At 71.0% G+C, this 26,328-nt stretch carries 24 protein-coding genes; 17 read left to right on the top strand and 7 right to left on the bottom strand.

Annotated elements, in window-relative coordinates; translation table 11 throughout:
- Positions 1-28 precede the first annotated feature (28 nt).
- From JIW86_RS33420 to JIW86_RS33340, 17 genes are all read left to right on the top strand, one after another.
- Complete coding sequence (locus JIW86_RS33420; protein WP_257557625.1) at positions 29-1,117, top strand: hypothetical protein; 1,089 nt, start codon at positions 29-31, stop codon at positions 1,115-1,117.
- A gap of 23 nt (positions 1,118-1,140) precedes the next feature.
- A complete protein-coding gene (locus JIW86_RS33415) occupies positions 1,141-1,869 on the top strand; it encodes a hypothetical protein (protein ID WP_215144930.1) in 729 nt (242 codons plus the stop codon).
- 12 nt (positions 1,870-1,881) lie between these two features.
- On the top strand, positions 1,882-2,649 hold the full coding sequence (locus JIW86_RS33410) for a hypothetical protein (RefSeq protein ID WP_257557624.1): 768 nt from the start codon (positions 1,882-1,884) through the stop codon (positions 2,647-2,649).
- Positions 2,650-2,684: 35 nt separating this feature from the next.
- Positions 2,685-3,794 (top strand): M14 family metallopeptidase, encoded by a 1,110-nt coding sequence (locus JIW86_RS33405; RefSeq protein WP_257557623.1) that lies wholly within the window; start codon positions 2,685-2,687, stop codon positions 3,792-3,794.
- Between the two features lie 78 nt (positions 3,795-3,872).
- Positions 3,873-5,225 carry an MFS transporter gene (locus tag JIW86_RS33400; RefSeq protein ID WP_257557622.1) on the top strand — a complete coding sequence of 451 codons (1,353 nt, stop codon included), beginning with the start codon at positions 3,873-3,875 and terminating at the stop codon, positions 5,223-5,225.
- Between the two features lie 37 nt (positions 5,226-5,262).
- Entirely contained in the window at positions 5,263-6,501 is a 1,239-nt protein-coding gene (locus JIW86_RS33395; RefSeq protein ID WP_215144937.1) for an ATP-grasp domain-containing protein, read from the top strand.
- 156 nt (positions 6,502-6,657) lie between these two features.
- Complete coding sequence (locus JIW86_RS33390; protein ID WP_257559529.1) at positions 6,658-8,013, top strand: hydroxyacid-oxoacid transhydrogenase; 1,356 nt, start codon at positions 6,658-6,660, stop codon at positions 8,011-8,013.
- 43 nt (positions 8,014-8,056) lie between these two features.
- Positions 8,057-9,514 (top strand): aldehyde dehydrogenase family protein, encoded by a 1,458-nt coding sequence (locus JIW86_RS33385; RefSeq protein WP_257557619.1) that lies wholly within the window; start codon positions 8,057-8,059, stop codon positions 9,512-9,514.
- Between the two features lie 179 nt (positions 9,515-9,693).
- Positions 9,694-10,044: a response regulator transcription factor gene (locus tag JIW86_RS33380; protein WP_257557618.1), complete on the top strand. Its 351-nt coding sequence runs from the start codon at positions 9,694-9,696 to the stop codon at positions 10,042-10,044.
- A 144-nt stretch (positions 10,045-10,188) separates the two neighbouring features.
- On the top strand, positions 10,189-11,148 hold the full coding sequence (locus tag JIW86_RS33375) for a GlxA family transcriptional regulator (RefSeq protein WP_215144941.1): 960 nt from the start codon (positions 10,189-10,191) through the stop codon (positions 11,146-11,148).
- A gap of 22 nt (positions 11,149-11,170) precedes the next feature.
- Positions 11,171-12,220, top strand: coding sequence for an aspartate-semialdehyde dehydrogenase (locus tag JIW86_RS33370; protein ID WP_257557617.1), 1,050 nt, complete (start codon positions 11,171-11,173; stop codon positions 12,218-12,220).
- Positions 12,208-13,434: a hypothetical protein gene (locus tag JIW86_RS33365; protein ID WP_257557611.1), complete on the top strand. Its 1,227-nt coding sequence runs from the start codon at positions 12,208-12,210 to the stop codon at positions 13,432-13,434. Before JIW86_RS33370 ends, JIW86_RS33365 begins: the two co-directional genes overlap by 13 nt.
- A gap of 51 nt (positions 13,435-13,485) precedes the next feature.
- Positions 13,486-13,686 (top strand): DUF5988 family protein, encoded by a 201-nt coding sequence (locus JIW86_RS33360; protein WP_215144947.1) that lies wholly within the window; start codon positions 13,486-13,488, stop codon positions 13,684-13,686.
- Between the two features lie 73 nt (positions 13,687-13,759).
- Complete coding sequence (locus JIW86_RS33355) at positions 13,760-14,056, top strand: DUF1876 domain-containing protein (RefSeq protein ID WP_257557606.1); 297 nt, start codon at positions 13,760-13,762, stop codon at positions 14,054-14,056.
- Between the two features lie 202 nt (positions 14,057-14,258).
- Positions 14,259-15,419, top strand: coding sequence for a hypothetical protein (locus JIW86_RS33350; RefSeq protein ID WP_257557604.1), 1,161 nt, complete (start codon positions 14,259-14,261; stop codon positions 15,417-15,419).
- Complete coding sequence (locus tag JIW86_RS33345; protein WP_257557603.1) at positions 15,416-17,026, top strand: VWA domain-containing protein; 1,611 nt, start codon at positions 15,416-15,418, stop codon at positions 17,024-17,026. The genes JIW86_RS33350 and JIW86_RS33345 overlap by 4 nt, the downstream gene beginning before the upstream one ends.
- A complete protein-coding gene (locus tag JIW86_RS33340; protein ID WP_257557602.1) occupies positions 17,010-17,774 on the top strand; it encodes a hypothetical protein in 765 nt (254 codons plus the stop codon). The genes JIW86_RS33345 and JIW86_RS33340 overlap by 17 nt, the downstream gene beginning before the upstream one ends.
- A 3-nt stretch (positions 17,775-17,777) precedes the next feature.
- Here JIW86_RS33340 and JIW86_RS33335 read toward each other — a convergent pair whose 3' ends face one another.
- The 7 genes from JIW86_RS33335 to JIW86_RS33305 all read right to left on the bottom strand — a co-directional run bounded on the left by JIW86_RS33335 (position 17,778) and on the right by JIW86_RS33305 (position 26,315).
- Positions 17,778-19,016, bottom strand: a complete 1,239-nt coding sequence (locus JIW86_RS33335; RefSeq protein ID WP_257557600.1) for a PLP-dependent aminotransferase family protein — start codon at positions 19,014-19,016, stop codon at positions 17,778-17,780.
- Entirely contained in the window at positions 19,009-20,079 is a 1,071-nt protein-coding gene (locus tag JIW86_RS33330) for an isocitrate/isopropylmalate dehydrogenase family protein (RefSeq protein WP_257557599.1), read from the bottom strand. Before JIW86_RS33330 ends, JIW86_RS33335 begins: the two co-directional genes overlap by 8 nt.
- Positions 20,076-22,061 carry an aconitase family protein gene (locus tag JIW86_RS33325; RefSeq protein WP_257557598.1) on the bottom strand — a complete coding sequence of 662 codons (1,986 nt, stop codon included), beginning with the start codon at positions 22,059-22,061 and terminating at the stop codon, positions 20,076-20,078. The genes JIW86_RS33330 and JIW86_RS33325 overlap by 4 nt, the downstream gene beginning before the upstream one ends.
- Positions 22,045-23,307, bottom strand: coding sequence for a LeuA family protein (locus tag JIW86_RS33320; RefSeq protein WP_257557597.1), 1,263 nt, complete (start codon positions 23,305-23,307; stop codon positions 22,045-22,047). The genes JIW86_RS33325 and JIW86_RS33320 overlap by 17 nt, the downstream gene beginning before the upstream one ends.
- A gap of 54 nt (positions 23,308-23,361) precedes the next feature.
- Complete coding sequence (locus JIW86_RS33315) at positions 23,362-24,600, bottom strand: cytochrome P450 (RefSeq protein WP_257557596.1); 1,239 nt, start codon at positions 24,598-24,600, stop codon at positions 23,362-23,364.
- A 40-nt stretch (positions 24,601-24,640) separates the two neighbouring features.
- Complete coding sequence (locus tag JIW86_RS33310; protein WP_215144963.1) at positions 24,641-24,856, bottom strand: MbtH family protein; 216 nt, start codon at positions 24,854-24,856, stop codon at positions 24,641-24,643.
- 313 nt (positions 24,857-25,169) lie between these two features.
- Positions 25,170-26,315, bottom strand: a complete 1,146-nt coding sequence (locus JIW86_RS33305) for a glycosyltransferase family 4 protein (RefSeq protein ID WP_215144965.1) — start codon at positions 26,313-26,315, stop codon at positions 25,170-25,172.
- Positions 26,316-26,328: the final 13 nt, after the last annotated feature.

Raw genomic sequence — 26,328 nt, 5'->3', positions numbered from 1 at the left:
TCGTCGTCTTTCACTAGGGAGTGCGCCCGTGTCACCGCTGGATCTCACCACAGCTGACTTCGGTCAATTCGGCGAGCCGGTCGAGACATTCTGTCTGATAACGAGTGAGGACGGCGGCGAGCCCCTCTCGCTGCTTCCCGGTGACGGGTATTCCCGTGTGGTCCACCTGACCCTGCCGCGCGGAACGCGCCTGGGCACGCTGATCGCCGAGAGCGTCCCGCCGGACGCGCACGTACTGGCCGTCTGCCCCGGCCGCTTCCTCGACTCGCCGACGCCGCAGGAGCTGGGCGCGCGCAAGCTGGCCGTACTGCCGGCCGGCTCCACGCCGCTCACCGACGAGTACGTCCGCTACTTCCTGCGCACCGCGGCGAAGACCGACATCGCCCAACATGCGGCCACCGCCGAGGAGTTCTTCGACCTCGTCGGGGACAGCGACCGGCTGACGATCGTCGACGACGCCTCGGGCACCGAAGCCGAGTTCGACCACACGGTGGGCGACTGCGTCTGGAACCAGCAGGCGGGAATCCTGGAACCGGGCGATCAACAGATCTTCCCTTCCGGCAAGTTGAGTGTGACCGCCGCCGAGATCACCACCTTCGAGCCGGAAGCCCGGCTGCTCGGTCTCCACGGGGACCTGACGCTGCGCGGGTGGCCGATCGTGCACCGGCACGCGGACCCCGCCGACGGCGCCGAGCAGCAGCGGCTGTTCGAAGCGCTCTCCCCCCTCGTCTCCCACGCCGTGACGCTCCACGTCACCGCCGGAAGCATCGAGGGTGTCACCCCGCAGACTTCGGGGGCCGCGCCGGCCGCCGCGGAGCTGGACAAGCTCCTCACCGACGATCCGCGTTACCGCGTCATCTGGGAACTCGGCTTCGGGATCAACACCACCACAGAGGTCATTCCGGCGAACTGCGGACCCAACGAGGTGTACGGCGCCACCGGCGGCGTGGTCAACCTCGGGCTGGGGATCACACCGGCCACGCGTTTCGCCCTGGCCTTCCTCTGCCCCCGCAGCTCGCTGCTGACATCGGACGGAACCGTCGTACTCGGCGCCCGCAAAGCGGTGCGCCGCGGCCGGATGCAGCGCGTCTCCAGCGCGAGTTGCGGCTGCCACTGACCCCACAGGAGGGAAGCAAGCCCATGACGATCAACCCCGAACTGCGCAAGCGGGTCGACGCGATCCTCGACACCTTCATCAAGGACTTCTACGAGACGGTCCCGTTCGCCCAGCACCAGAAGAGTGCCGCCGAACTCAACCTGGACTACTACAAGCGCCACAACATCGAGACCATCCTGCGGCTGCGCCGCAAGCGGACCATCGACGCGCTGGCCATCAAGTACTTCACCAAGGTCGACCCGGTGCAGGCCAAGGCCTGGGCGCACTACACCGACGACGAGATGCTGCACGACCGGCTGTTCGCCGCGGACCTCGCCAAGGTCGGCGTCACCAAGGACCAGATCTACTCCACCGAGCCGATGCTCTCCACCAAGCTGCTCACCGGGTACCTCCAGTACGGCATGGAGTTCGAGGACAGCCCGCTCGCGCTGATCACCAGCGTCTACTTCGTGGAGTACGTGACCACGCGCACCCAGCCCGAATGGCTGGACAACCTGGAGAGCGTCCTCGGCCAGGAGAACGTGAAGGGCGCGCGCGCCCACGTCAACACCGACCTCGACGACGACCACGACGACTTCGTGTGGCGGGTGATGTCCACCCTGGTCACCACGGACGCGGACGAGCAGAAGGTCGTCGAGCACCTCAACCACGTCTACTGGCTGTGGAAGCTGTACTTCGTCGAGCTGCACCAGCTCACCGTGCTCGGCCGTACCGAGGGCCAGATCCCGCTGCCCACCTCGGCCGACGTCTGAGCGGGGTCATCCGTGCCGGACAACGACCGGGCCGCACGGCCGAACGGGCGGCAGGGAGTCGAGGTGATGGCCCTGCCGCCCGGCCGGGAGCTGCCGACCGAGACCGAGAAGTGGATCGTGGACGGCCTGGTGGAGACGATGCCCGGCCTGCAGACCCGTCAGCTGTTCACGCTCCGCCGCGACATGCTGACGGAGGCCGACTACGTGGTCGTCGGGGTGGACCGGGAGCGCGATCTTGCCGTCTCGCTGCTCACGTCCCACTGGGCGGAGCTGCCGTCGGGGCGCTCCTGCCTGCACGTCATGATCCAGTTCGTCGGTGACAAGTACCGCAACGGCCCGGTCTTCGGGGAGAGCTGGTCCCTCCACTTCGCCCGGCTGCTGGCCGACGGCCGCCCGTTCCCCGAGGTGATCGCGCTCAAGACGTACAACCCGGTGGTGCACTGCGCGATGTCGGCGTTCAGCGGGCATCCGGACATCAGCATGTACCCCGATCTCGCCGGCAAGGACGACAGCCAGGTGGCGCTGGCGGCCGAGGTGGCCGAGGCGCTCGTGCCCGGCGCCGCCTTCGACGCGGCCCGAGGCGTCTTCCCGGGCATCGGCCGTCCGCTCGACCTCTACCGGGAGCGGCCCACCAGCTACGTTCCCGAGGCGAACGCCTACTTCGAGCAGCACGCGGCGCCGGGCGACCGGGTGCTGTGCATGCTGCACGTCCCCACGCAGGACGGGGCGCACTCGATCCTCACGGCCCTGGGTGTGCCGCTGCCCTCCGGGCGCGGCTGAGCCCCCCCCCGGAACTCCAGGAACGCGAGACAGCCATGGCAGACGTCGTCTTTCCCTCCGACTACTCGCAGGCCCGCAGAGACTTCCTGCGTGCGGCCGAAGCAGCGGGCGCGCGGCGCAGGACGTACGCGCTGCCGGGGCACCGCGGGCCCGACGGCGGTGAACTCTGCGTCGACACCGCCTACGTGGGACCGCCCGATCCGGAGAAGCTGCTGGTGACGGTCTCCGGAACGCACGGCATCGAGGGCTTCTGCGGCTCGGCGTGCCAGACCGGGATCCTGCTGCGGGAGGGGGTGGCCAGGGAGGCCGGGCCGAGGACCGGTGTGCTGCTCGTACACGCCCTCAATCCGTACGGTTTCGCGTACCTGCGGCGCGTGAACGAGGACAACGTCGACCTCAACCGGAACTTCGTCGACCACGGGGCCCCGCCGCACAACGACGCGTACGACGCCGTCCACGCGACGCTGGTGCCGCCGGACTCCCCCGCCTTCTCCCCGCATGAGCTGGTGGCGGACCTGACCGTGCTGCGCGAGCGGCTCGGTCCGCAGACCCTGCAGGAGGCCGTCACCCGGGGCCAGTACCGGCACGCCGACGGCCTGTTCTACGGCGGGCTGCGGCCCACCTGGTCCCGGCGGGTGTTCCAGGCGGTGGTGGCCGAGCAGATCGCCGGCGCCGCGCACGTCGCCTACATCGACCTGCACACGGGGCTCGGTGAGCGCGGTGTCGGCGAACCCATCTTCCGCGGCGGCCGTGACGCCCACGCCCATGAGCGGGCCCGGCGCTGGTACGGGGACGCGCTCACCGCCTCGGAGCTGGGCACCTCCTCCTCCACGCCCATCGTGGGCAATACCGCGACCGCGGTGGCCGACGGCCTGGGGCCCGGCAGCCGGCTCACGGCCATCACCCTGGAGTTCGGCACGCAGCCGGGCCCCGAGGTGCTGCTCGCCCTGTGCGCGGATGCCTGGCTGCACCGGCACAGCTCGCCGGCCGAAGCGGTCGGCTCCGAACTCAAGCAGCTGATCCGCGCGGCGTTCTGCCCGGCGGACGACGCGACGTGGCGCGAGCGGATCAGCCGGCGGGCACGCGAGGTCTTCGGTCAGGCCCTCGCCGGGCTCGCGGACGCGAAGCCGGGAGACGCCGGATGACCGCGCGTGGCAGGAAATCGTGGACGGACGTCAGTCTGGCCACTGTCGCCCTGGCCTGCAGCGTCGCAGAGTAATCCCATGGCAAGCAGCGATTCCCCCTCTGCAGTGAACGAGACGGAGCCGGAGCCCGTCCACGTCGGCGTCAAGACGGTCTGGCGGGAGTCACCGACAGCCGTGAAGTCCCTGCTCGTCGGCACCGCGGTGAACAGACTCGGCGGTTTCATCCAGGTCTTCATGGTGCTGTACATGACGCAGCGCGGGTTCACCGACGCCCAGGCCGGCATCGCACTCGGCGTCTACGGCGCGGGGACCGTGCTGGGGGTGCTGACCGGCGGCTGGATGTCCGACCGGATCGGTCCGCGGCTGACCATCATGTCGACGCTGGTGAGCTCGGCACTGCTGTTCCCCGCGGTCCTCTACCTGGACAACTACGCGGCGATCCTGACGGTCATCGGAGTCGGCGGAGCCCTGAGCCAGGCGTACCGTCCCGCCTCCACGAGCATGATCAGCCAGCTCATCCCCGCCGAACGCCAGGTCATGATCTTCGCCATGGTCCGGCTGGCGATCAACCTCGGCACGACGGCGGCCCCGCTGCTGGGCGCGGCCCTGGTCCAGGTGTCGTGGGACTTCCTCTTCTGGGGCGAGGCCTTGGCGATCCTGGTCTTCGCGACGGTGGCCGGGGTGACCCTGCCCCACGGCCAGGTGTCCGCGACCGGGGAGAAGGGGGCGGCGGACGCCTCGGAATCCGGGGTCGCGACAGGCCGCAAGCCGAGCTATCTCGCGGTGCTGGCGGACGGCCGCTACCTGCTGTTCCTGCTGGCGATGTTCGCGAGCTCGGTGATCTACATCCAGTACGTTTCGACCCTTCCGCTGACGGTCAAGCACCTCGGCCTGGGCACCGGCGTGTACGCGGCGATGGTCGCGCTCAACGGCGCCCTCGTCATCACCTGCGAGCTGCTGGTCGCCAAGGTGGTGCAGCGCTGGCCGGCCAGGATCGCGGTGATCGCCGGTGTGGCCCTGACCGGCATCGGGATGAGCCTGTACGCACTGCCCTGGGGAATCGCCGCGCTGGTGATCGCGACCCTCGTCTGGTCGCTCGGCGAGATCGTGGGCTATCCGACCCTCTTCTTCGCCTATCCGGCGCAGGCCGGACCGCCCGAGCTGCGCGGCCGCTACCTGGGCGCGTCGAACTCGCTGTACGGACTCGGCACCGCGGTGGGCCCGTTCCTCGGCGTCATGCTCTGGAACAGGTTCGGGGACGGCCTGTGGCTCGGCTGCGGAGCCGTCGGGCTGCTCGCGGTGGGCGCCGCATGGCTGGGTGTGCGCCCCACGGGCGCCGCCGACCGCAAGCCGCCGCGAACGGAGCCGGACGGCGGCGCGGGGTCCGGCGAAGGCCTCGGCACCGGCGCGGAGGCCACCGTCGGCAAGTGAGGCAGGCAGCGCCCACGCACTACTCAGGAGGAAAGAAATGCCCCGCTACGCGATTCTCGTCGACCCCTACTCCGGCGCGGCCGAGTATGCGAACGCCTTCCGGGAGCGAGACATCGAACCGGTGGCCGTGCTGAGCACGCCGGGCCCGCTCAACTCGTACCGGCGTACGTGGAATCCGGACGCCTTCTTCCGTACGCACCACCACGACGGGGACTTGGCCGAGCTCATCCGGACGGTGAAGGGTTACGACCCGGTCGCCATCATCCCGGGCAACGAGTCCGCGGTCATGCTGGTCGACGCGCTGATCGAGGAACTGATGCCGGGCACGGGCAACGTGTTCGAACTGTCCGAAGCCCGCCGGGACAAATGGCCCATGGGCCAGGCGGTCGCGGCCGCCGGCATCCCGCACCTGCGCCAGATCGCCACCGCCGATCCCGAGGAGGTCGCCGCGTGGATCCGGGACAACGGCCTCGAGGGCCGGCCGCTGGTGCTCAAGCCCCGCCGCAGCGGGGGCACGGACGACGTGCACAAGGTCGGCGCGCGGGAGGACTGGCGGCCCTACTTCAACCGCCTCCTGGGCTCGGTCAACCGCTTCGACATCCGCAACGACACCGTCCTGGTACAGGAGTTCGCCGAGGGGACGGAGTACATCGTCGACACCTACTCGGTCGACGGGAAGTTCGGGCTGGTCTCGGTCAGCCGCTACAGCAAGTCGGCGAAGAACGACAGGATCGGGATCTACGACGCGGTCGACTACCTGGCCCCGCAGGACCCCATCGCGACGATGCTGGGCGAGTACACCCGTGAGGTGGCCCAGGCGGTCGGAATCCGTACCGGCTGCACCCACACGGAGGTCATGCTCACGGCCGACGGCCCGCGGCTGATCGAGACGGCCGCGCGGCTGGCCGGAAGCTGTCTGCAGTATTCGGCGCGACTGGCCACCGGGGACTGCCAGATCGACCGCACGGTCCGCCACCACCTCGACGGTACGTTCACCCCCGGGTACGAGATCGTGCAGCCGGTGCGCGTGGTGTGGCTGTCCAGCCCGCGTGAGGGAATCCTGCGCAACGCCGAGGCACTGGACGCGGTCCGGGAACTGCCCACCTTCCAGCGGCTGGGCCTGCCCTACCGCAACGGCGAGCAGGTGCCGTGCACGGAGGACCTGTTCACCAGCCTGGGCTGGGTCATCCTCGGCGGCCCGAGCCAGGAATCCGTTGACGCCGACACGGTCCGTGTCAAGGAAATCGAGGCACGGCTGACCGTGGAACCCGCCTGACAGCACGGCGAGGCGGGACGGGGCGGGGAGGGGAACGGGAAGGGGCGGGGTGGGAATTCGGACACCCCGCCCCTTCCCGTATGGGACGAGAGTCCTATGGTGAGGCTTAATTCACCCGACTAATGTGGCCCTCACCTGATCAAATTCGTCGTGAATATGCAACGTAATGTTGCCGGTCAGCTAAGAGGGCGAGGGCAGACGGTGGAGCCGGTTGCGTGGGTCGGCGAGAGTTCCCCAGAGCACGAGAGGATCATCGGCTGGCAGGCTCCACCGCTGAAATTCGGTGTCGGCGCCACCCGGGAAATCGGATACGAACTGCGCAGGGCCGGCGTCCGGTCGGTCCTGCTGGTGACCGACCGCGTGCTGGCCGGCCTCGGCCTGCCGGCCCGGGTCGCCAAGCTCATCGAGCAGGAGGGAATCGCGGTCACGGTCTTCGACCGTGCCCAGGTGGAGCCGACCGACGAGAGCTGCACCCAGGCCGCCCGCGAACTGGCGTCCCTGCGGGTGGACGGCTACGTCGGCCTCGGCGGCGGCAGCTCGATCGACACCGCCAAGATGCTGAACCTGTTGCTCACCTACCCCGGCCGGTCGGTACGCGACTACCTGAACCCGCCGATAGGCGCCGGCACCAGGATCCCCGGCCCTCTGAAGCCGCTGGTGGCGGTGCCCACCACGGCCGGGAGCGGCAGCGAGTGCACCGCCATGGTCGCCCTCGGCGTCTCCGGCCTGAACGTGAAGACGGGGATCAGCGATCTGCGGCTGCTGCCGTCCCTGGCGCTGATCGACCCCGCCAACACCCTCACCCTGCCGCCTGCGGTCACCGCGTCCTCGGGGTACGACGTGCTGACGCACGCCTGCGAGTCGTATACGGCCCGCCCCTACGACCGGCGTCCCCCCTACCCCACTCCCGCGGACCGGCCGCTGTACGTCGGCGCCAACCCGATCAGTGACGTGTGGGTGGAGCAGGCGCTGAGACTGGTCGGCCGCTACCTCAGGCGGGCCGTGCTCAACCCGGACGACCTGGAGGCCCGGATCGGAATGAGCCAGGCGGCGAGCTATGCCGGAATGGGCTTCGGCAACGCCGGAACCCATATTCCGCACGCGTGCGCCTATCCGATAGCCGGAATGGTCCGGGACTACCGGCCGGAAGGATATACGGTCGATCACGCGATGGTGCCGCACGGCGCCGCGGTCGTCTCCACGGCCCCGGCGGCATTCGAATTCACCTATCCGACATCACCTGAGCGCCACTTGCGTGCGGCCGAGTTGCTCGGTGCGAATCTGGGCGGCGTGTCGACGGCACATGGAGCGGATGTACTTCCGGCCACTTTGCAGCGGCTGGTTGCGGATACCGGCGGTCCAGGCGGCCTTGCGTCGTTCGGTTATTCCGGCAAGGATCTCCCTGCACTTGTCGATGGTGCGCTCAAACAGCAGCGCCTGCTGGTGTGCTGCCCCCGCGACGTCGCCTCTCGTGATCTGACGAGAATTCTCGGCGGTTCGATGACCGGCTGACGACGAGTGTTGCGGTCCCCCACGCAAGGAGCTTGATGCCCCCGTGAGCGAAGCAGACTTACCTGAGTACACGGCCGTCATCGCGGGAAAGAAGGTTCCCGCGGTGGGATGGATCGACGTCCTCGATCCGTCGAACGGCCGCCCGTTCGCGCGAGTGGCCCGCTGCGGCGAGGCCGAGGTCGCCCAGGCCGTGGAGGCGGCCCGGTCCACGTACGAGTCGGCCTGGCGGTTCGCCACGGTGGCGGAGCGGTCCGGGGTCTGCCGCCGGATCGCCGCGGCGATCCGCGCCGAACGCCCGGAACTGGCCAGGCTGGAGACCCTCGACACCGGCAAGCCGCTCAGCCAGTCGCTGGTCGACGCCGACGTCGCCGCACGCTACTTCGACTTCTATGCCAGTGCCGTGGAGGCGCTGGGTGGTGAAACGATCCTGCATCAGGCGGACCGGTTCGCCTTCACCCTGCGGGAGCCGTACGGGGTGTGCGGGCACATCATCCCGTGGAACTACCCCCTGCAAATCGCCGCCCGGACCGTCGCACCCGCCCTGGCGGCCGGAAACTGCTCTGTGCTCAAGCCGGCCGAGGACGCGCCGTTGACCTCGCTCCGCCTGGCGGAGATTGTTCTGGAAGCAGGACTCCCGGCGGGCGCGCTGAACGTGGTGCCGGGCTACGGAGAGGAGGCAGGAGCGGCACTGGCCGCGCATCCCGACGTGGACCGCCTGGCCTTCACCGGTTCGCGCGAGATCGGCGAGGCCGTCATGTGCGCGGCCGCGAGGAACATCGTGCCGGTCACCCTGGAGCTCGGCGGCAAGTCACCGCACATCGTCCTCCCCGACTTCGACGCCAGGCGAGCGGTGCCGCTGATCGTCGACTCGATCACCGAGCACGCGGGGCAGAACTGTTCGGCCGGAAGCCGGCTGCTCGTCCACCGCTCCGTACACGAGGAGCTGGTGGCGGCCCTCGCGGACGCGTTCCGCGCCCTGCGCATCGGCCCGGGGATCAGCGATCCCGACATGGGACCGCTCATCTCCGCGAAGCAGCGCGACCAGGTGCTCGGCTACCTGGCCGAGGGCGGCAGGGACGGCGTGGTCCGCGCCGGCGGCGCGGTGCCCGAGGGCGAGGCCTACGCCGGGGGGTTCTACGTGGAACCCACGATCCTGGACCACGTGACACCGGAGCACCGGGTGTTCAACGAGGAGATCTTCGGCCCGGTCCTGTGCGTATCGGTGTTCGACGCGCTGGACGAAGCGGTCGAGCTCGCGGAGCACACCACCTACGGGCTGGCCGCCGGTGTCTGGACGTCCGACGTGACCACCGCCCACTGGCTCGCCCAGCGGCTTCGGGTGGGGCAGGTGTTCGTGAACAACTACAGCGCGGCCGGTGGCGTGGAGCTTCCCTTCGGGGGATACAAGCGCTCGGGCATAGGCGTGGAGAAGGGGCTGGAGGCGCTGCGTGAATACACGAGGTGCAAGACGGTGGCCATACACACCCAGGCTCCTGCGTAAATCGAGATTTTGGACCTCACCGAAAAGAGCGGTTCGGTTTTCACATCTGCATTAAGGGAGTGCACCTGATGGCACGTGTTGTGCAGAGGCGAGTCGTCGAGTTGAGTGGCAAGAGGTGCTGTGAATTCTGCGGTGCGCCACCGCAGCCCGTTACGGCTCTCGCCGAGGCGGTCGACAGGATGCACAAGGCCCTCGGTGAGGTGCAGGACGCACTGGAAGCCCAGGAACAGATGATCGAGGACTTGCGTACGGACACCGGCGACGAACAGCAGGCCTGCCCTGACCCGACCCCTCTCCCCACGGATCCGACGTCCCGGGAGCCGCTCTCCCTCCTGACGGCGCGCGAGCGCGAGATCCTGGTCCTCGTGTCCCAGGGGAAGTCGAACCGGCGGGTGGCCAGCTCGCTCGGGATATCGGAGAAGACGGTGCGGAATCATTTATCCGCCGTCTTTTCGAAGGTCGGCGCTTCCGATCGCACACAGGCCGTCGTCATGGGAATACGCGGCGGTATCGTCTCCATCGGCGAGTGATTCAGTGCGGCAGCCCCCTCCCCGGACCCAGGTGAACAACTCCGGAACACTGCCGGATCCATGCCGTCAGTGTGCGGGAGCTTTTGGCCACCTGACAGTGGTGGGACTGTCAGAACACCACGAATCCCTGCCACATTGGATCCCATGCTGAAGAACGTAGCCGCAGTGCTACTCGACAACGTCCACCCGTTCGAGCTGGGCGTCGTATGCGAAGTGTTCGGGATCGACCGCCAGGAGGAGGGGCTGCCCGCCTACGACTTCGCGCTCGTCGCCGCGGAATCCTCATCCGTGCGCGCGGTCCCCGGATTCACCATCAGCACGCCGTACGGTCTCGACCGGCTCGCGGACGCCGATCTCATCGCCATCCCGGTCGGGGACGACTTCCACACCAGGGACTTCCCGCCGGATCTCCTTGAAGCCCTGCGCCAGGCGGTGGCGCGCGGTGCCCGGGTGCTCAGCGTCTGTGTCGGGGCCTTCGTCCTGGGCGCGGCCGGGCTGCTCGACGGGCGGCGCTGCACCACGCACTGGCGGTACGCCGCCGCGCTCGCCGAGCGGTATCCGAAGGCGGAGGTCGAGCCGGGGGTGCTGTACGTCGACGAGGATCCGGTCTTCACCTCGGCCGGCACCTCGGCGGGGATCGACGCCGCCCTCCACCTGGTGCGCAAGCTCCAGGGCAGCGATGTCGCCAATGCCATCGCCCGGCGCATGGTCGTACCCCCGCACCGGGACGGCGGCCAGGCCCAGTACATCGAGAGGCCGGTGGCGGAGTACCGCGAGGACGGGGTGCGCGACGTGCTGGCCTGGGCCGAGGAACACCTGGACCAGGAGATCAGCGTCGAGCAGCTGTCGGCCCTGGCGTGCATGTCGCCGCGCACCTTCGCCCGCCGCTTCCGCATGGAGACCGGCACCACCCCGTACCGCTGGCTGCTGGCGCAGCGGGTCCTGAGCGCCCAGCGGCTCCTCGAGAACACGGACGAGACGATGGAGGCGGTGGCCGCCCGTACGGGATTCCCCAACGCGGCCGCCCTGCGCCACCAGTTCGTGCGCTCGCTGAACACCACCCCGAACGCCTACCGGCGCGCTTTCCGGGGTTCTCTCACCTGACGGACACAACAGGAGGACGGGAATGCTGCGCATCGCGATAATCGGCGCCACCGGCGCTGTGGGCAGGGAGTGCCTGGCCCTGCTCGACAGCGGGATCGTGCCGGTGGAGCGGGTGGTACCGGTCGGCTCGGCGCGCAGCGTGGGCCGGGACCTGGGCGCCGAACTCGCGCTGTCCCTGCCCATGGCCCCGCTGGTGACCGTCGAGGATCTCGATCCCCGGGGTCTGGACGTCGCCGTCTTCTGCGCGGGTGTGGACGTCAGCAACCGGGAGGCGGAGCGGCTGGCCGCGGCCGGCGTGCTGATCGTCGACAACAGTTCCGCGTTCCGGATGCGACCGGACGTCCCGCTCGTCGTACCGCAGGTCAACCCGGGCGCGCTCGCCGTCCGGCCGGACTCCGGCCTCGTGGCGAATCCGAACTGCTCGACCATCCAGCTGGTGCGCGCCCTGCAGCCGTTGCACGAACTCGCCACGCTGGAAAGCGTGGTGGTGGCGACCTACCAGGCGGCGTCGGGCGGCGGTCTGCGGGGGCTGGAGGAACTGGCCGAGGGATCCAGGAGGGTACTGGACGACCCCGGGGCGCAGGACGGGCCGGGCGGGCGGTTCGGGCAGCCGCTGCCCTTCAGCCTCGTGCCCGAGATCGGTCTCCAGGACGACTCCGGGCTCACCCACGAGGAACGCAAACTCGTCCGCGAACCGCGCAAGATACTCGGCCTGCCCGAGCTGCGGGTGAGCGCGACGGCGGTGCGGGTGCCGGTGTTCCACTGCCACTCCGAGGCGGTGCACGTCAGACTGCGCGAGCCGGTCACCACCGCGGCCGTAGAGAAGGCGCTGGCGGCCACCCCGGGGCTCCGGGTCTACTCCCGGTCGGACAGCCCCTCGTACCCGATGCCCCGCTCCGTCTTCGCCCGGCCCGAGGACCGGGCGCTGGTCCACGTCGGCCGCATCCGGGTCGAGCCGGAGGACCCGCGGGCCGCGGCGGTGTGGGTCGTCGCCGACAACCTGTGGGTCGGGGCGGCGCTCAACGCCCTGCAGATCGTGGAACTCGCCACGAAGAACGGGTGGTTGGGTTGACCGGCGCCGCCGGGCAGGCCGGGCCGGACCCGCGTCCGCTGGTGATGAAGTTCGGCGGATCCGCGTTCGCGGAGCTGGACGGCTACACGCGGGTCGCCCGGTACACGGCCCGTCGGATCGCCGACGAGAAGCGCCCGGTGGTCGTGGTGGTGAGTGCGATGTCCGGCACCACGGGCAGGCTCCAGCAGACCCTCGACGTCCTGGCCGACGACCCGCCCGCACAGGTCGCCGCCATGCTGCTGACCAGTGGCGAGACGGTGAGCGTCGCCCTGCTGGCGGCCGCCCTCGACGCCGCGGGCGTGCCCGCGCTGGCGCTGTCCGCGGCCGGCACCGGGCTGCTGGGCGAGGGGCCCGCCGACCGGGCGAGGCTGATCCGGGCCGATCCCGCGGTGCTGCTGTCGGGTCTGGAGGACTGCCCGGTCCTGGTCGTACCGGGCGGTCAGGCGGTCGACTCGGCCGGCGGGACCGTCATGCTGGGCCGCAACAGCTCCGACCTCTCGGCGGCGGCGATGGCCGCGGCGCTGGGCGCCGGTACCTGCGTGCTCTTCTCCGACGTGCCCGGAGTCTGCACCGCGGACCCCTATCTGGTGCCGGCCGCGCGGACGCTCCCCGAGATCAGTTACGAGGGCGTGCGGCGGATGTCGCGCCACGGCGCCAAGGTCGTCCACGAGAGTGCCGTGGACTGGGCGGAGCGCGGGGACGTGCGGCTGCACTGCCGCCCCTTCCCGTGGACCGGCTCGGGCGGGGGCGGGACCGTGGTGGGCCAGGGCCCCGAGGCGGCCGCGGTGGTCGCGCACAAGGGCAGCGACGTCTGGCGGTTCCGGTCCGGGCCGGAGCGCCGGGCGGCGGCGCGCGGGCTGCTGGCGGAGGGCCTGCGGACCACGGAATTCGACTCGGCGAGCGGCACCTACCTGGTGGTGCCGGCCGGGGCCCGGGGTACGGCGCACCAGCTCGGCGCCGGGCGGCGGCACGACGACCTGTGCCTGATCACCACGGTGCGCGCGGACGGCCGGGCCGAGCACGTCCTGGTGTCCCGGGCCGACGCAGACGCCGAGGCCCGCCGGTGCCACGCCCGGCTCTACCCGGACCCGGTGAACGCCCCGGGCCCGGCAGCGCCGGCACCGGCCCCGGCGCCGGTCAAGGCGCGCTCCGCGCACAGCGACGTCCTGTTCGGCTCCCGGGCGGTCCCGGTGCCGCGGGACGGCGCGCACTGAGCCCTCCGGGTTCGACGTGCGAACGGTCCCAGGGGTCGGAAGACTGGAGGCATGGCAGACAGCGCGGTACTCGTGGGCGGCCCGGACGACCTGCGCGAGCGGATCGTCGCGGCCCCGGCCCCCGGAGAAGACCTGAAGATCCCGCACCTCGGCGGATACGAGCATTTCAAGCCCACGTCGCGGCACCAGGACGGCCCGGAGGGGCGGCTGCCCGTGTACGAGTGGTGGGAGCGGACGGAGATCGCCGAGTAGAGCGGTGGCCCGTACCCCGCCCGCGGATGCATCCTGGAGACAGGGGCAGTGCCGGGGTGTGAGGAGGCATGTCATGACACACGCCGAGGAATGGAAGGTGGGCGTCTACCTGATCGAGGACGGCGGTACGACCAAGGCGCGGGCGGTCCTCGACAACGGCAAGTCGACGATGGTCGGCCGCGGTGCGGCGCGCTGCAATCCGCAGGACCTGGAGGTTCCCGCGATCGGTGACGAGCTCGCCGCGAGCCGGGCGATGCGCGACCTCGCCGGCCAGCTGATGCGCGCCGCCGACAAGGATCTCTTGGCGATGGGCGCCGCGCCTCCTGATCCGCGCACCGGTTACGGATGGCCGGAAGACGCCGGTCGGTGAGCCAACTCTCCGCGTTTTCAACGCAGTTGTTAACGCGGGATTGGCGGAACTGTGCGTGAATGGCCAACCGGGCGGTGGATGATGCCGCTCGAGGGTGACGGGGACGTGCTGGGGGGCATGGGTGACTGTCGGGGAGAGACCTGTCGTCGAGGAGCCTCGCCTGGCCGTGCGGCGCCGGCCGTCCGGCTCGTGGTCGCGGCGGATGCTGCTCTTGTTCCTGCCCGCGCTGGCCACGGTGCTGACGGGGTTCGCCACACTGGCCGTGTCGGGCAATCTGCTGCTGCCCTTCGAGAGCGTGATCGTCCTCGAGGGCAAGATGGCCTCCAAGCGGGACTTCTTCGAGGACGAGGAGGTCCAGCGGATCCTGCTGAAGCACCGCGTCCAGGTCCACATCACCAGCACGGGCTCGCGCGAGGTCGCCCTGCGCGACCTCGGCGCCTTCGACTTCGTCTTCCCCTCAGGTCAGCCGGCCGGCGATCTGATCACAGGCGTGCGCTCCGCGGCCGGGCAGTACGCCAAGGTGCGCCGCCCGTTCGTGAGCCCCATCGTGCTCGCGACCTACCGGGAGTACGCCGAGACCCTGCGTGACGCGGGCATCGCCAGACCGCTGCCCGCCGGGGGCGCGGACCAGCCGCTCTACTACTCGCTGGACATGCAGAAGTTCCTGGAAAGCATCGACAAGGGACAGCGCTGGAACGACCTCGGCATCGGCCGGCACGGGATCTCCAACGCCAACCGGATCGTCGCCCAGAGCCCCGACGTGTGCACCTCCAACTCGGCCGGGACCTATCTGGCACTGGTCTCCTTCACCTGGCGCGGCAACGGCCCCGACGTTCCCACCACCACGGAGGAGGCGAGCAGCCGCGCGCAGTCCGTCAAGCACCTCATGGAGCAGGGCCTGCCCGCCGCCGACGTGTTCAAGACATACATCTCGCCGGAGGGCAAGGGCATCGCCCCGGTGGTCGTGGCGTACGAGCACCAGTACCTCACCTATCAGGTCCGCAACCGCGCCGAGTCCGGTCGGCTCGACTCGGAGCGGGTACTGCTCTACCCCTCCAGCCAGTTCGTCACCCAGCCCCAGTTCATCGCGCTGAACACCCAGGGCGAGCGGCTCGGCGAACTCGTCACCGAGGACCCGGAGTTGCGCCGGCGTGCGATGGAGCTGGGCTTCCGCATCCTGGACCCGGCGGGCGAGGTGGCCGGCGACCAGCTGTCGCGGTTCCTGACCGAGCGGAACGTCCCGATTCCCGCCCTGAGCGGTGACGACACGCGCTCGCCCATGCCCCGCATCCGCCATCTGGAGCAGATGATCTCCGTCATCGGCGACTGCCCGCCCGCCCAGCTCCCGGAGGGGGCGCCGTGACGGCCCCTGGCTCGCCCGGCCGGCTCCGTCGCAGGACGCTGGCCTCGCTCGCCCTGGCCTGCCTGTGCGTACTGGCCACGCTCACCGCCTGCTCCGGGGACGAGGACGAGCCGGTGACCCTGCGGGTGCTCGCCAGCTCCGAACTCGCCGACATGCAGCCACTGTTCGATGATCTGCGCCGTGACACCGGCATCACGCTGACGATGGAGTACCAGGGCACCGTCGAGGCCACCGCCTCCCTGGTCACCGGCGACTACCGGCACGACCTCGCCTGGCTCTCCTCCTCCCGCCCCTTCCAGCTCAAGCTGAAGGAGGGCGGACGCCAGGCGGACGGTCCGCTGTCGACGAGCATCATGCGCTCCCCCGTCGTCGTCGGCCTGAAGCCCGAGGCGGCCGAGCGGCTGCGGCGGGCGGCCCCCGACGGGCAGCTGTCATGGGCGGACCTGGCGGACGCGGCGGCGGCCGGCACGCTGAAGTACGCCATGGCCGACCCCCGCAGTTCGAACAGCGGGCTCGCCGCGCTGGTGGGCGTCGCGACCGCCGCCGCGGGTACCGGCGGCGCGCTGCGCCCCGAGGACGTCTCCTGCGACCGGTTGCGCGGCTTCTTCGCCGGGCACGCGCTGACCGACGACTCCTCCGGCCGCCTCACCGACGCGTACGCACGGGGCGAGGACGGCCTCGACGGGCTGATCACCTACGAGTCCGAGCTGCTCACCCTCAACCGGGCGGGCACCCTGCGCGTTCCCCTGGAGATCGTCTACCCGAAGGACGGCATCGTGCTGTCCGACTATCCGCTGATGCTGCTCGATCCGGCCAAACGGGCCGCCTACGACCGGCTGACGGCCTGGCTCCGGAGCGAGCCGGTACAGCGGAAGATCATGGAGCGTACGCTGCGCCGGCCGGTCGACCCCGGCCTCACCCGCGTGCCCAGCCTGCGCACCCCGCTCGGCAACGCCCTGTACTTCCCGGACAGCCAGGCGGTTCTCGACCGGCTGCTGGCCGACTACGCCGACGCGCGCGGCGGCCGTCCGGCGCAGGTGATCTTCCTGCTCGACTACTCCGGGTCCATGCGCGGCGAGCGGATCGCGAACCTCCGCGCCACGATGGACGGGCTGAGCGGCGCGGACGGCTCCCCTTCCGGCAAGTTCGCCCGCTTCCACCAGGGCGAGACCCTCACGGTGGTGCGCTTCGGCGGCGGCGTCCTGGACGAGCAGAGCGTGACGTACGAGGGGGCGCCGGACCTGGAGCGGCTGCGCGGCATGCTCCCCGACGACGGCTTCGACGCGAGCACCGCCGTGTGGTCAGCACTCGACCACGGCTACCGGACGGCGGCCGACGCGGTGGCGAAGGACTCCGGGCAGCGGGTGTCCATCGTGCTCATGACGGACGGGGAGAACAACGCCGGGATGAGCCTGGACGCGTTCCTCGCCCGGTACGCGGCCCTGCCGCCGGCCGCCCGCGCGGTCCGCACCTACACCGTCCGGTACGGCGAGGCCGACCCGAGGGAGCTCGACCGGGCCGCCAGGGCCACCGGCGGGCACATGGCCGATGCCACCGGGCAGTCCCTTCTCAATGCCTTCAAGGAGATCCGTGGGTGTCACGAGTGAAGCGTGGTGGGCCGTGTGGTGGCCCTGGATGCTGCTGTGGGCCGTCACCGGGGCGGGCCTCGTGGCGCTCCTGGCGGTGGCCGTGCTGCGGCTGGTCCGCGCCCGGCGGGCCGCCGCCCAGGACATCACCGACGGCATCTGCTTCTACCTGCACGACAAGACGGTCATGGACCACTACCAGATGCGCGGGTACACGGCGGCCCTGCGCAAGGAGGTCGAACAGCGCACCAGCGACAGCAAGGACGGCACCGTCCGCGCGAAGGTGTTCGGCGTCGGCGCGGACGGCGGCCGCAAGGAGAACACCGAGATCGTCAGCCGCTATCTGGAGGTCGCGGAGCCGATCTCGGTGATCGGCCTGATCATGAAGGTGCTGGAGGAGAAGCGCGTCATCGTGCACGTCGACCTCCCGAGCGAGTCCGTCACCCGCAGCCCGGCGCTGCTGCGGACGGCCTCCGGCGCGCAGGGCTCCGTCCGGCTGCGCGACATCGAGGGCTTCGTGCTGATCCGGGGCCGGTTCCGTACGGCCGGAGACGGCCCGGAGCGGGCCGGATCCACCGTGTTCCTGGCCCCGTACGGTGACCCGGCCGACCCGTCCCGTGGCCCCCGGGTCCGGGTCACCTGCGCCACGGAGGGCCTGCGCAACCAGGTCCCCCGGGGCACCTTCTCGGCCCGCTGCCTGGGCAAGGTCCAGGAATGGAACCCGGACGAAGGGGTCCTGGAGGTCCAGGCGATGGCCATCTTCCGCTAGGGCCTAGGCCCGGCCCGCGGGGGCGGGGACCCGGGTCCGCTCCGCCGGGGTGGCCCGGGCGAACGTCCTGGCCAGCCTGCGCATCCCCTCCCCGATGTCGGCGGGGCCGTGGGTGGCGAAGGACATCCGCAGCGTGGCCGGGTCGGGACGCCCGGCGAAGAACGGGGCGCCGGGTACGTAGGCGACGTCCTGCGCCACGGCCTGCGGGAGCAGGGCCGCCGCGTCCCAGCCGTCGGGCAGCCGGACCCAGACGAACATCCCTCCGTCGGGACGGCTCCAGGTACTGCCGGGGGGCAGTACCCGCGGGAGCGCCTCGAGCAGGGTGTCGCAGCGTTCGCGGTACAGGGCCCGGACCCGGTCCAGCCGGGCGTCGAGGTCGTGGTTGCGGAGGTAGCGCGCCGCGGCCGCCTGGTCGACGGTCGAACTGTGCAGGTCGAGCGCCTGCTTGGCGAGCACGGCGGCCCGCCGCAGTCCGGGCGGCCCGTGCAGCCAGCCCAGCCGCATGCCCGGTGCCACCACCTTGGAGAGGCTGCCGAGCAGCACGGTCCGGTCCGCGGCGCCCTCCAGGGCGGAGATCCACGGCAGCCGGGAGCCGCGGAAGCGCAGTTCGCCGTACGGGTCGTCCTCGGCGATCCAGAATCCGCGGGCGGAGGCCAGGCGTGCCACCTCCCGGCGCCGGTCCAGCGGCAGCGTGTGCCCGGTCGGGTTCTGGAAGTCGGGCACCAGGTAGAGCAGCTTGGGGCGCTCGCGCTCCACGGCGTCCGCGAGGGCTTCGACGTCGATGCCGTGCCGGTCCGTGGGCACCGCGACCACGCGCGCACCGGCGTAGCCGAAGCACTGGAGCGCGGCCAGGTAGGTGGGCTCCTCGACGAGGACGGTGTCGCCCGGTTCGAGCAGTACGGTCGCCAGCAGGGTGAGGGCCTGCTGCGCACCGGTGGTGATCAGGAGGCCGTCCGGGCGGGCGGCGAGCCCGCCGCGGACCAGCCGCGCCGCGACCGCCTCGCGCAGTTCGGGGTCCCCGTCCGTGACGGAGTACTGCAGGACACGGTGCGGGGCCTCGCTCAGCACCTGGTCGTACGCCGCGCGGATGCCTTCCGTGTCGATCAGCTCCGAGGCGGGCAGGCCGCCCGCGAAGGAGATCACCTCGGGCCGGGCGGTGAGTGCGAGGGCCTCGCGGATGACCGAGCTGCCGGCCGCGTCGGTGCGGCCGGCCAGCCCGGGCGGCGGGACGCGCCTACGCATGGTGCACCTCCTCCGCTCCGGCCCGCCGCGGGCGGCCGCGGTCGTCGAGTTCGCGTGTGATGCGCGTGGTCACCTCGGCCGTGAACAGGGCCGTGGTCCCCCGGCCGCCGAGGTCCGGGGTGGCCGCGTCGCTGCGCAGCGCGCCGGCCAGGGCCCGGCGCAGCACGGCGGACGGCGCCCCGTGCCCGAGATGGTCGAGCATCATCGCCAGCGAGAGGAGGGCGGCGTACGGGTTGGCCACTCCCTTTCCGGCGATGTCGGGGGCGCTGCCGTGCACCGGTTCGAAGAGGGCGAACTCCGTCTCGGGGCAGATGCTGGCGCTCGCGGCGAGGCCGAGACCGCCCATCAGGGCGGCGCCGATGTCGCTGATGATGTCGCCGAAGAGGTTGGAGGTGACCACGCCCTCGTACGGGGACGGATCGCGCACGAGGTTGTAGCAGAAGGAGTCGACGTACTCCTCGGATCCCTCCAGCTGCGGGAAGTCCTCCAGTTCGCGCCGGAACACCTCCTGCCACAGCCTCCCGGTGTGCGGTACGGCGTTGGACTTGTGGACGAGCACCACGCGCCCCCGTTCCTCCTCGGCGAGGCGGCGCAGGCAGTAGCGCACGAACTTCTCCACGGTGGGGCGGGTGTACACGCACTCGTCGATCGCGACGCCGGCCAGCCCGCCCTGCAGAACCGTGCCGCCGACGCCGGCGTACAGCCCCTGGGTGTTCTCCCGGTAGACGTCGACCACCCCCGTCGGCAGGGTCAGCGGGCGGTGGTTGACGTAGAGGTCGAGTCCTCGGCGCATGCCGAGGAGGATGTCCCGGCCGTGGGCCATGTCGGGGATCCTGGGATCGCCCAGTGCGCCCAGGAACACGGCCGAGTACTGCGCCGACAGCATGTCCAGCGCTCCCTCGGGGAGCCCCACGCCGCTGCTCAGCCACTGGTCCGCTCCCCAGCCGAAGACCTCGTACTCGATCCCGAGGCCGAACTCCTCGCCGAGCAGGGCCAGTACGTCGAGGACCGGCGGGACGACCTCCTGGCCGATGCCGTCTCCGGGAACCACCGCTATCTTCATGAGCCCGTCCGCATCAGGAACATGTCCTCCACCGAGCTGAGCCGGCCGGCGATGGCACTCGCGGCGACCACGTAGGGCGAGGCGAGGTAGACCTGTCCGGGCCCCGATCTCCCGGGGAAGTTCCGGTTCTGGGCGCTGACGGTCACCTCGGCCGGGTTCTCGGAGACACCCGGACCGGCGTTGATGCACGCTCCGCAGGAGGGGGGCAGCACCGTCACCCCGACGTCCGAGAAGAGCTCGATGTAGCCGCGCTCGGCCGCGTACCGCATCACGGCCTCGCTGCCGACCTGGATGAAGGCCTGCACGCCGGCGGGCACGCGCGCGCCGCGGGCCCGCGCCTGCTCGAACACGCTGGCGTACATGTCCATGTCGTGGGCCTTGCCTCCGGTGCAGGAGCCGCCGTAGATCTTGTCGACCTTCACCTGCTCGTGGACGGTGGCGAGGGGGACGGAGTTCCGCGGGTCGCCGGGCAGGGCCACCATCGGCTCGATCCCGGCCAGTTCGATGTCGACGACCGCGGCGTAGGCGGCGTTCTCGTCCGAGGTGAGGGCGCTGCCGGGCGACTGTGCGGGATCGCGCTGTGCCAGGTGGGCGTGGGTGATCGCGTCGGGCTCGAACAGTGCGGTCATGCCGCCCGCTTCGACCGCCATGTTGCAGAGGGTGGCGCGTTCGTCCATGTTCAGCCCGGCGCAGCCGGGTCCGGTGAACAGGAGGACCTTGCCGAGGGTCTGGCTGCCTTCGATGGCGGGGTGCCGCAGCAGGCCGAGCATGACGTCCTTCGCGCAGACCCCGGGGCGCAGGTCGCCGAGCAGGTTGATCCGGATCACGGCCGGGACCTTCAGCAGGATCTCGCGGTTGTACCAGGAGTTGGCTATGTCGGTGGCGCCCACCCCGAAGGCGAACGCGCCGACGGCTCCGGCCGTGCAGGTGTGGCTGTCGGTGCCGATGATCACGTCTCCTGGCCGGGCGACGTGCTCGACGATGTGGTTGTGGCAGATGGCGCGGCTGCCGCCGTCCGGCGCGGGACCGATGAAGTTGCCCCCGCTGAGGGCGGCGAACTCCTGTTGCCGGCTGCCGAGGTTCTCCACCCGTTCGATCAGCTCGGCGCCGTTCGCGCGCCGTGCCAGCACCGGCCCCGCCAGCGACAGGTGGTCCTGGAAGAAGTACACGGATTGCGGATCCGCCAGGACCGCGCCGGGGCCGAACTGCTGGGTGAACATGCCCGCGGCCATGGGGGTGACGTACTCGTGGGAGAACCTGACGTCCGTCCGGACGAAGTAGGACTGGCCGATCCGCACGCTCGCGTCCGCCGGCAGCGGGTTGCGGGACGAGAGGCGGCTCTGGATGATCTTCTCGACCACGTTGAGCGGGCGGCCGGGCGCGAACGCGGGCTCGATCCGCGACCCGGCCCGGTTGAAGCCGAAGAGTCCCCCGAGGTCGACGATGGCGCGCTCGATCTCGTTGGCCCGGCGGGTGAAGGCCTCCAGCGGCAGTTCCTCGCCCGCCAGCAGCGCGTCGAGGAGCTCGAAGTCGTCGCAGGTGATGATGCCGACGTTGCGGCAGTTCTGTTCGTAGATCCGCTCGAAGGAACGCGCGAAGACCAGCTCGACGCCCGCGTACTTCTCGGCGTAGACGGCGTGTTCCCGGGAGGAGCCGCAGCCCTTCGCCTCGCCGCTGACGATGATCTGCGGTCCGAAGGCCCGCAGGGCGCCCTCGCCGACCTGCTTGCCGCGCAGGCCCAGGTAGGCGTAGTCGCCGAGCTTCTCGTCGTACCAGTAGCAGCACCAGCCGGGGATCATCTCGTCCGTCGAGATGTTGTTCATGAGCGGGGTCCGCAGCAGCTGGGCCGTGGTGAGGGCGCCGCTGCCGTCCAGCTGGGCGGCCAGTGCGTCCGTGTCCTCGGTCACGACGAGGACGTTGCCCCGGAGGCGGATCGTCCGGCGCTCGGCGGCGCCGTCCGTGGTGTCACTCGGCGGTCGCAATGATCTGCCTTATCTGCTCGTCGGTGAGGGGGCCGCGGGTGGACTTCGCCATCGCCAGCACCTTCTTGAGGTAGGCGGGGTTGGAGCTGTCGTAACCGTTGACGGTGAGCCAGTACTTGACGTTGTTGGTGCCGGACGCCTCGTCGATGAGCACCTCTTGTTCCCGGCCCAGGAAGCTCGCCGGGACGCTGGAGTACACGCTGTCCTTGACGAGGAGGTTTCCCTTCTCGTGCGCCTTGAGGATCGCGGAGGCGTGCACGCCGGCACTGGTCTTGAACACGTCCCGGCCCAGGGCGGGATAGTTCTGCGGGATGTCGACTCCCAGCACGGGCGCCGCGTAGTCGCAGTAGTCGCGCAGTGCCTTCAGGTCGTAACTGTCGTGCCGGTCCAGGTGGGTGTTGACGACGAGCTGGTCGAGGGAGGCGTTTCCGGCCCGCTCCCCGATGCCCAGGATCGTTCCGTGGACGCGCTCGCAGCCCAGGGCGAGGGCGGTGAGCGAGTTGGCCAGGGCCAGCCCGCGGTCGTTGTGGCCGTGCCATTCGAAGGCGACCGGATGGCCCCGGTCCAGGAAGTAGCGCCGGGACCAGTGGATGAGCGAGGCCGCGCCGGCCGGTAACGCGGCGCCGACCGTGTCGCACAGGGTGAGGCGGGCCACCCCGGACTCGATGGCCGCGTCGTACACCCCCGCGAGCACCTCGGGGGTGCACCGTACGGCGTCCTCGAGGACCAGGACGAACTCCACTCCCTCGCGCCGGCAGGCGACGGCCGACGCGCGGACGTGGCGCTGGATGGAGGCGAGGTCCCAGTCCTCCACGTACTGCCGGATGGGGCTGACACCGATGAACAGGTAGGCGTCGACGTGTACCGAGGCCTGTTGGGCTATCTCGCAGATCGCTTCGATGTCCGCCGGGTGGGTGCGGCCCGCGTAGCCCTGGACGAGGGGGAGTCTGCTCTCGGCGATGTACCGGGCGATCTCCACGCATTCCTTCAGGGCGAGCGGATCCGATCCGGGGAAGCCGAGGTCCGCCGAGTGGACGCCGGTGCGGGCCATGTGGTCCACGAGTATCAGCTTCTGCTCCAGCGACGGGTTGCGGATGTTCGGAGCCTGGAGTCCGTCGCGCAGCGTCTCGTCGAAGAGTTTCCCCGCGTACGCTGGCGCCGGGGTGGCCGGCACCGCTTCGACGCTGTTCCAGTTGAACCAGACGTCGGGGCTCGGGTGCGCATTCCGGCCGGTGTTGCTGTTCACTACGACCTCCGCGTGCTCTGGTGGTGGTACGGGAAGAAGGGCAGGTTCCGGCGGTCATTCCTGCCAGGCGGGAAGCGGCCCGGGACGGGGGCTGAGCGAGACGGGCAGGCTGCTCATGCCCGCGAGGAAGTTGGAGTAGATGCGCTGCTCGTCGCCCGTCTGCTCGATGGAGCCGACGAACGTCCGCAGGGCGTCGAGCATCGCCGTGATCTCGACCCGGCCGAGGTAGGCGCCCAGGCAGAAGTGCGGGCCGTAGCCGAGCGAGAGGTGCTTGTTCGGGGTCCGGGCGAGGTCGAAGCGGTGCGGGTCGGTGAAGACCCGCTCGTCGCGGTTGGCTGCGCTGAGCCAGAGGGTGACCAGGTCGCCCTTGGCGATGGTGCGGCCGTGCAGTTCGACGTCCTCGGTGGCGGCCCGGCCGAAGTGCAGCGTGGGGGTGGTCCAGCGCAGGACCTCCTCGGTGGCCTCCTTGAGCGGGGCCGTGCCGTCGCTCAGTGCCTGCCACTGCTGCGCGTCGTGGGCCAGCGTCCGCACGGCGCCGATCATGGAGAGTCGGCTGGTCTCGTCACCGCCCATGATCAGGCTGTAGCAGTTGAGGACGACGGCGTCGTCGTCCAGCAGGGTGGACCCCGCGGGCTCCGTCGCCATCAGGCTGATGGCGTCCGAGCCGGGGTGGGCGCGGCGGTGGCGGACCAGGTCGTGGAAGTACATCAGCAGTTCGGCGCGGGCGAGGCGGTCCTCGCCCTCCTGGAGGTTGGCGTAGTCCGACGCCAGGGCCGACTTGGTCAGGGTGAGGATGTACTCCCGGTCGGACTCGGGCACGGCCAGCAGGTCGCAGATGGTGGCGAGCGGCACGTACGAGGCGATGTCCTGGGCGAAGTCGCATCCGCCGCGCTCCAGCGCCTCGGTGACGAGCCGTCGGCTGGTACGGCGCACCTGCCGGACCACGCCCTCCAGGGCGCGGGGGGAGAACGCCTTGAGCAGCAGGTTGCGCAGGGCGGTGTGGTGAGGCCCGTCCGTGACGGCGAGCATGCTTCCGGCCCCGCTGTCACCCCCGTGCAGCATGGTGGCGAGCACGTTGCCGCGCTCCGAGGTGAAGCGGGTGGAGTCGCGCAGGACGGCCGAGACGTCGGCGTGCCGGGTGAGGACCCAGAAGCCGGGGGTGTCGGTGCCGCCCGGGTGCCAGTGGACCGGGTCCTCGCGGCGCAGGTGTGCCCAGACCTCGTCCAGGCCGTCGGGGGGAAGGTGGGTGAGCGGGTCGGTCAGGTCCGGGACGGTGGTGGGGGCTGAGGTCATGGTGCGGCGGGCTCCTCGCTCGGCTCGCGGGCGGGGAGGGTCACGCGGCCGGGGAAGCGGTGCCGGCCAGGCTGTGCGGCCGCATGTCGCTCCAGTGCTCCTCGACGTAGTCCAGGCAGGACTGGCGGCCCGCCGCACCGTGGACCGTGCGCCAGCCGGCGGGCACCGCGGTGGCGGCCGGCCACAGCGAGTGCTGCCCCTCGTCGTTGACCAGGACCAGGTAGGCGGCGTCGTCGTTCTCGAACGGGTTGCTCATGGGTGTCCCTCTCACATGGGGCGCGGGGCCGGCAGGGCGGCGCGCGGCGCGGTGCTGCGTACCGGTGCGCGAACGGCGCGGTGTCCCGCTGACGGCGGCGGCCCGGATGGCGGCGGCCGCCGGTGCGGGAGACGGCCTCGGGCCGGGGCCCCGGCGACGGGGCCTCACGGGCGGCCGGACGGCCGGCCCGGGCGGCCCGGGCGGTGGAAGTGCGGCTACCCGCACCGTCGTGGTGCGGGTACCCGTACCTCTTCATCGTTGTTCAGACCTCACGCCGCGGGCAAGAAGTTTCCCTGCAAGGAAAAAGCCCAGTTCACAACCGCTTGGCCGCGGGGACGTCCACCGGGGTCAGCAGGTGGGTCAGGTGCCGGGACGAGGCCTCCCAGGACCACTCCTCCTCGACCCAGCGGCGTCCCGCGGCGCCCGTCGCGGCGCGGCTCGGGGAGACCAGGAGCTCGGCCAGGGCGTCGGCGACCGCGGCGACTTCGCGGCCGTCGACGACCCTTCCGGTCCGCCCGTCGAGGACCGCGTCCGGCGCCCCGCCGGAGTCCCCCGCGAGCACGGGCAGACCGGTCGCGGACGCCTCCAGGAAGACGATGCCGAGTCCCTCCGCCTCCAGTCCCGCCCGGCGCGTGCGGCAGGGCATGGCGAACACGTCGGCCGCCGCGTAGTGGGCGGGTGTCTCGGCGTGGTCGAGCCCCCCGGCGAACACGACCGCCCCCGGGGCGTGCCGGTCGGCGAGCCGTCGCAGCCGCCGTTCGTCCGGTCCCCGGCCCACGATCAGCAGCGCCGCGTCCGGCACCATCCGCCGGATCAGCGGCATGGCGCGGATGAGGGTGTCCTGGCCCTTGCGGGGAACCAGCCGGGCCACGCAGAGGATGACCGTCCGGTGCTGCAGTCCGTAGCGCTGGCGCAGCTTGCGGCCGGTGGTGAGGTCGGGGCGGAACACGTTCGAGTCCACTCCCGGCACCAGCCGGCTCATTCGGGCGCGCGGCCCCAGCGCCGGGGCGATGCGGGCACGGGTGTACTCCCCGAGATAGGTCACCACGTCCACGCTGTTGCCCACGCGCCTCAGGAGGCGGCGTGCACCGGGTACGCGTGCCCACCAGATCTCGTGGCCGTGGGTGGTGGCGACGATCCGCCGGATCCCGGCCCGGCGCAGTGCCGGGGCCATCGCGGCCAGCGGGGCGGCCGCCCCGAACCAGACACGGTCGCAGCCGTGCCGGCGGGCGATGTCCAGGGCCCGGGCCGTGGCCCGGCGCGTCGGTAACAGGGTGCGGCCGGGGTCCCGTATCACCGGGAAGGGCAGGGTGGCGTCGAACTCGGCGGCGCCGGGCTCGGAGGAGGTGTAGACGACGACGTCGTTGTCGGGCACGCGGGTGGCCATGGCGTGCACGAAGGTCTCGATGCCGCCCTGCCGGGGCGGGAAGTCGTTGGTGATGATCAGAGTGGTGCCCATGGGGGGCAGGCTC

It is taken from the genome of Streptomyces sp. NBC_00162 (assembly GCF_024611995.1).
Lineage (GTDB): Bacteria > Actinomycetota > Actinomycetes > Streptomycetales > Streptomycetaceae > Streptomyces.
The sequence above is the reverse complement of the archived record's forward strand: the minus strand, read 5'-3'. Positions and strand labels throughout refer to the sequence as shown.

What these genes read in the sequence shown, in the direction of transcription:
- JIW86_RS33355 (WP_257557606.1), top strand. Translation starts at nt 13,760, where the DNA reads ATGACACACGCCGAGGAATGGAAGGTGGGCGTCTACCTGATCGAGGAC.
- JIW86_RS33380 (WP_257557618.1), top strand. Translation starts at nt 9,694, where the DNA reads ATGCACAAGGCCCTCGGTGAGGTGCAGGACGCACTGGAAGCCCAGGAA.
- JIW86_RS33405 (WP_257557623.1), top strand. Translation starts at nt 2,685, where the DNA reads ATGGCAGACGTCGTCTTTCCCTCCGACTACTCGCAGGCCCGCAGAGAC.
- JIW86_RS33310 (WP_215144963.1), bottom strand. Translation starts at nt 24,856, where the DNA reads ATGAGCAACCCGTTCGAGAACGACGACGCCGCCTACCTGGTCCTGGTC.
- JIW86_RS33350 (WP_257557604.1), top strand. Translation starts at nt 14,259, where the DNA reads ATGCTGCTCTTGTTCCTGCCCGCGCTGGCCACGGTGCTGACGGGGTTC.
- JIW86_RS33335 (WP_257557600.1), bottom strand. Translation starts at nt 19,016, where the DNA reads ATGCGTAGGCGCGTCCCGCCGCCCGGGCTGGCCGGCCGCACCGACGCG.
- JIW86_RS33305 (WP_215144965.1), bottom strand. Translation starts at nt 26,315, where the DNA reads ATGGGCACCACTCTGATCATCACCAACGACTTCCCGCCCCGGCAGGGC.
- JIW86_RS33415 (WP_215144930.1), top strand. Translation starts at nt 1,141, where the DNA reads ATGACGATCAACCCCGAACTGCGCAAGCGGGTCGACGCGATCCTCGAC.
- JIW86_RS33360 (WP_215144947.1), top strand. Translation starts at nt 13,486, where the DNA reads ATGGCAGACAGCGCGGTACTCGTGGGCGGCCCGGACGACCTGCGCGAG.
- JIW86_RS33315 (WP_257557596.1), bottom strand. Translation starts at nt 24,600, where the DNA reads ATGACCTCAGCCCCCACCACCGTCCCGGACCTGACCGACCCGCTCACC.
- JIW86_RS33395 (WP_215144937.1), top strand. Translation starts at nt 5,263, where the DNA reads ATGCCCCGCTACGCGATTCTCGTCGACCCCTACTCCGGCGCGGCCGAG.
- JIW86_RS33375 (WP_215144941.1), top strand. Translation starts at nt 10,189, where the DNA reads ATGCTGAAGAACGTAGCCGCAGTGCTACTCGACAACGTCCACCCGTTC.
- JIW86_RS33370 (WP_257557617.1), top strand. Translation starts at nt 11,171, where the DNA reads ATGCTGCGCATCGCGATAATCGGCGCCACCGGCGCTGTGGGCAGGGAG.
- JIW86_RS33390 (WP_257559529.1), top strand. Translation starts at nt 6,658, where the DNA reads ATGCAACGTAATGTTGCCGGTCAGCTAAGAGGGCGAGGGCAGACGGTG.
- JIW86_RS33330 (WP_257557599.1), bottom strand. Translation starts at nt 20,079, where the DNA reads ATGAAGATAGCGGTGGTTCCCGGAGACGGCATCGGCCAGGAGGTCGTC.
- JIW86_RS33400 (WP_257557622.1), top strand. Translation starts at nt 3,873, where the DNA reads ATGGCAAGCAGCGATTCCCCCTCTGCAGTGAACGAGACGGAGCCGGAG.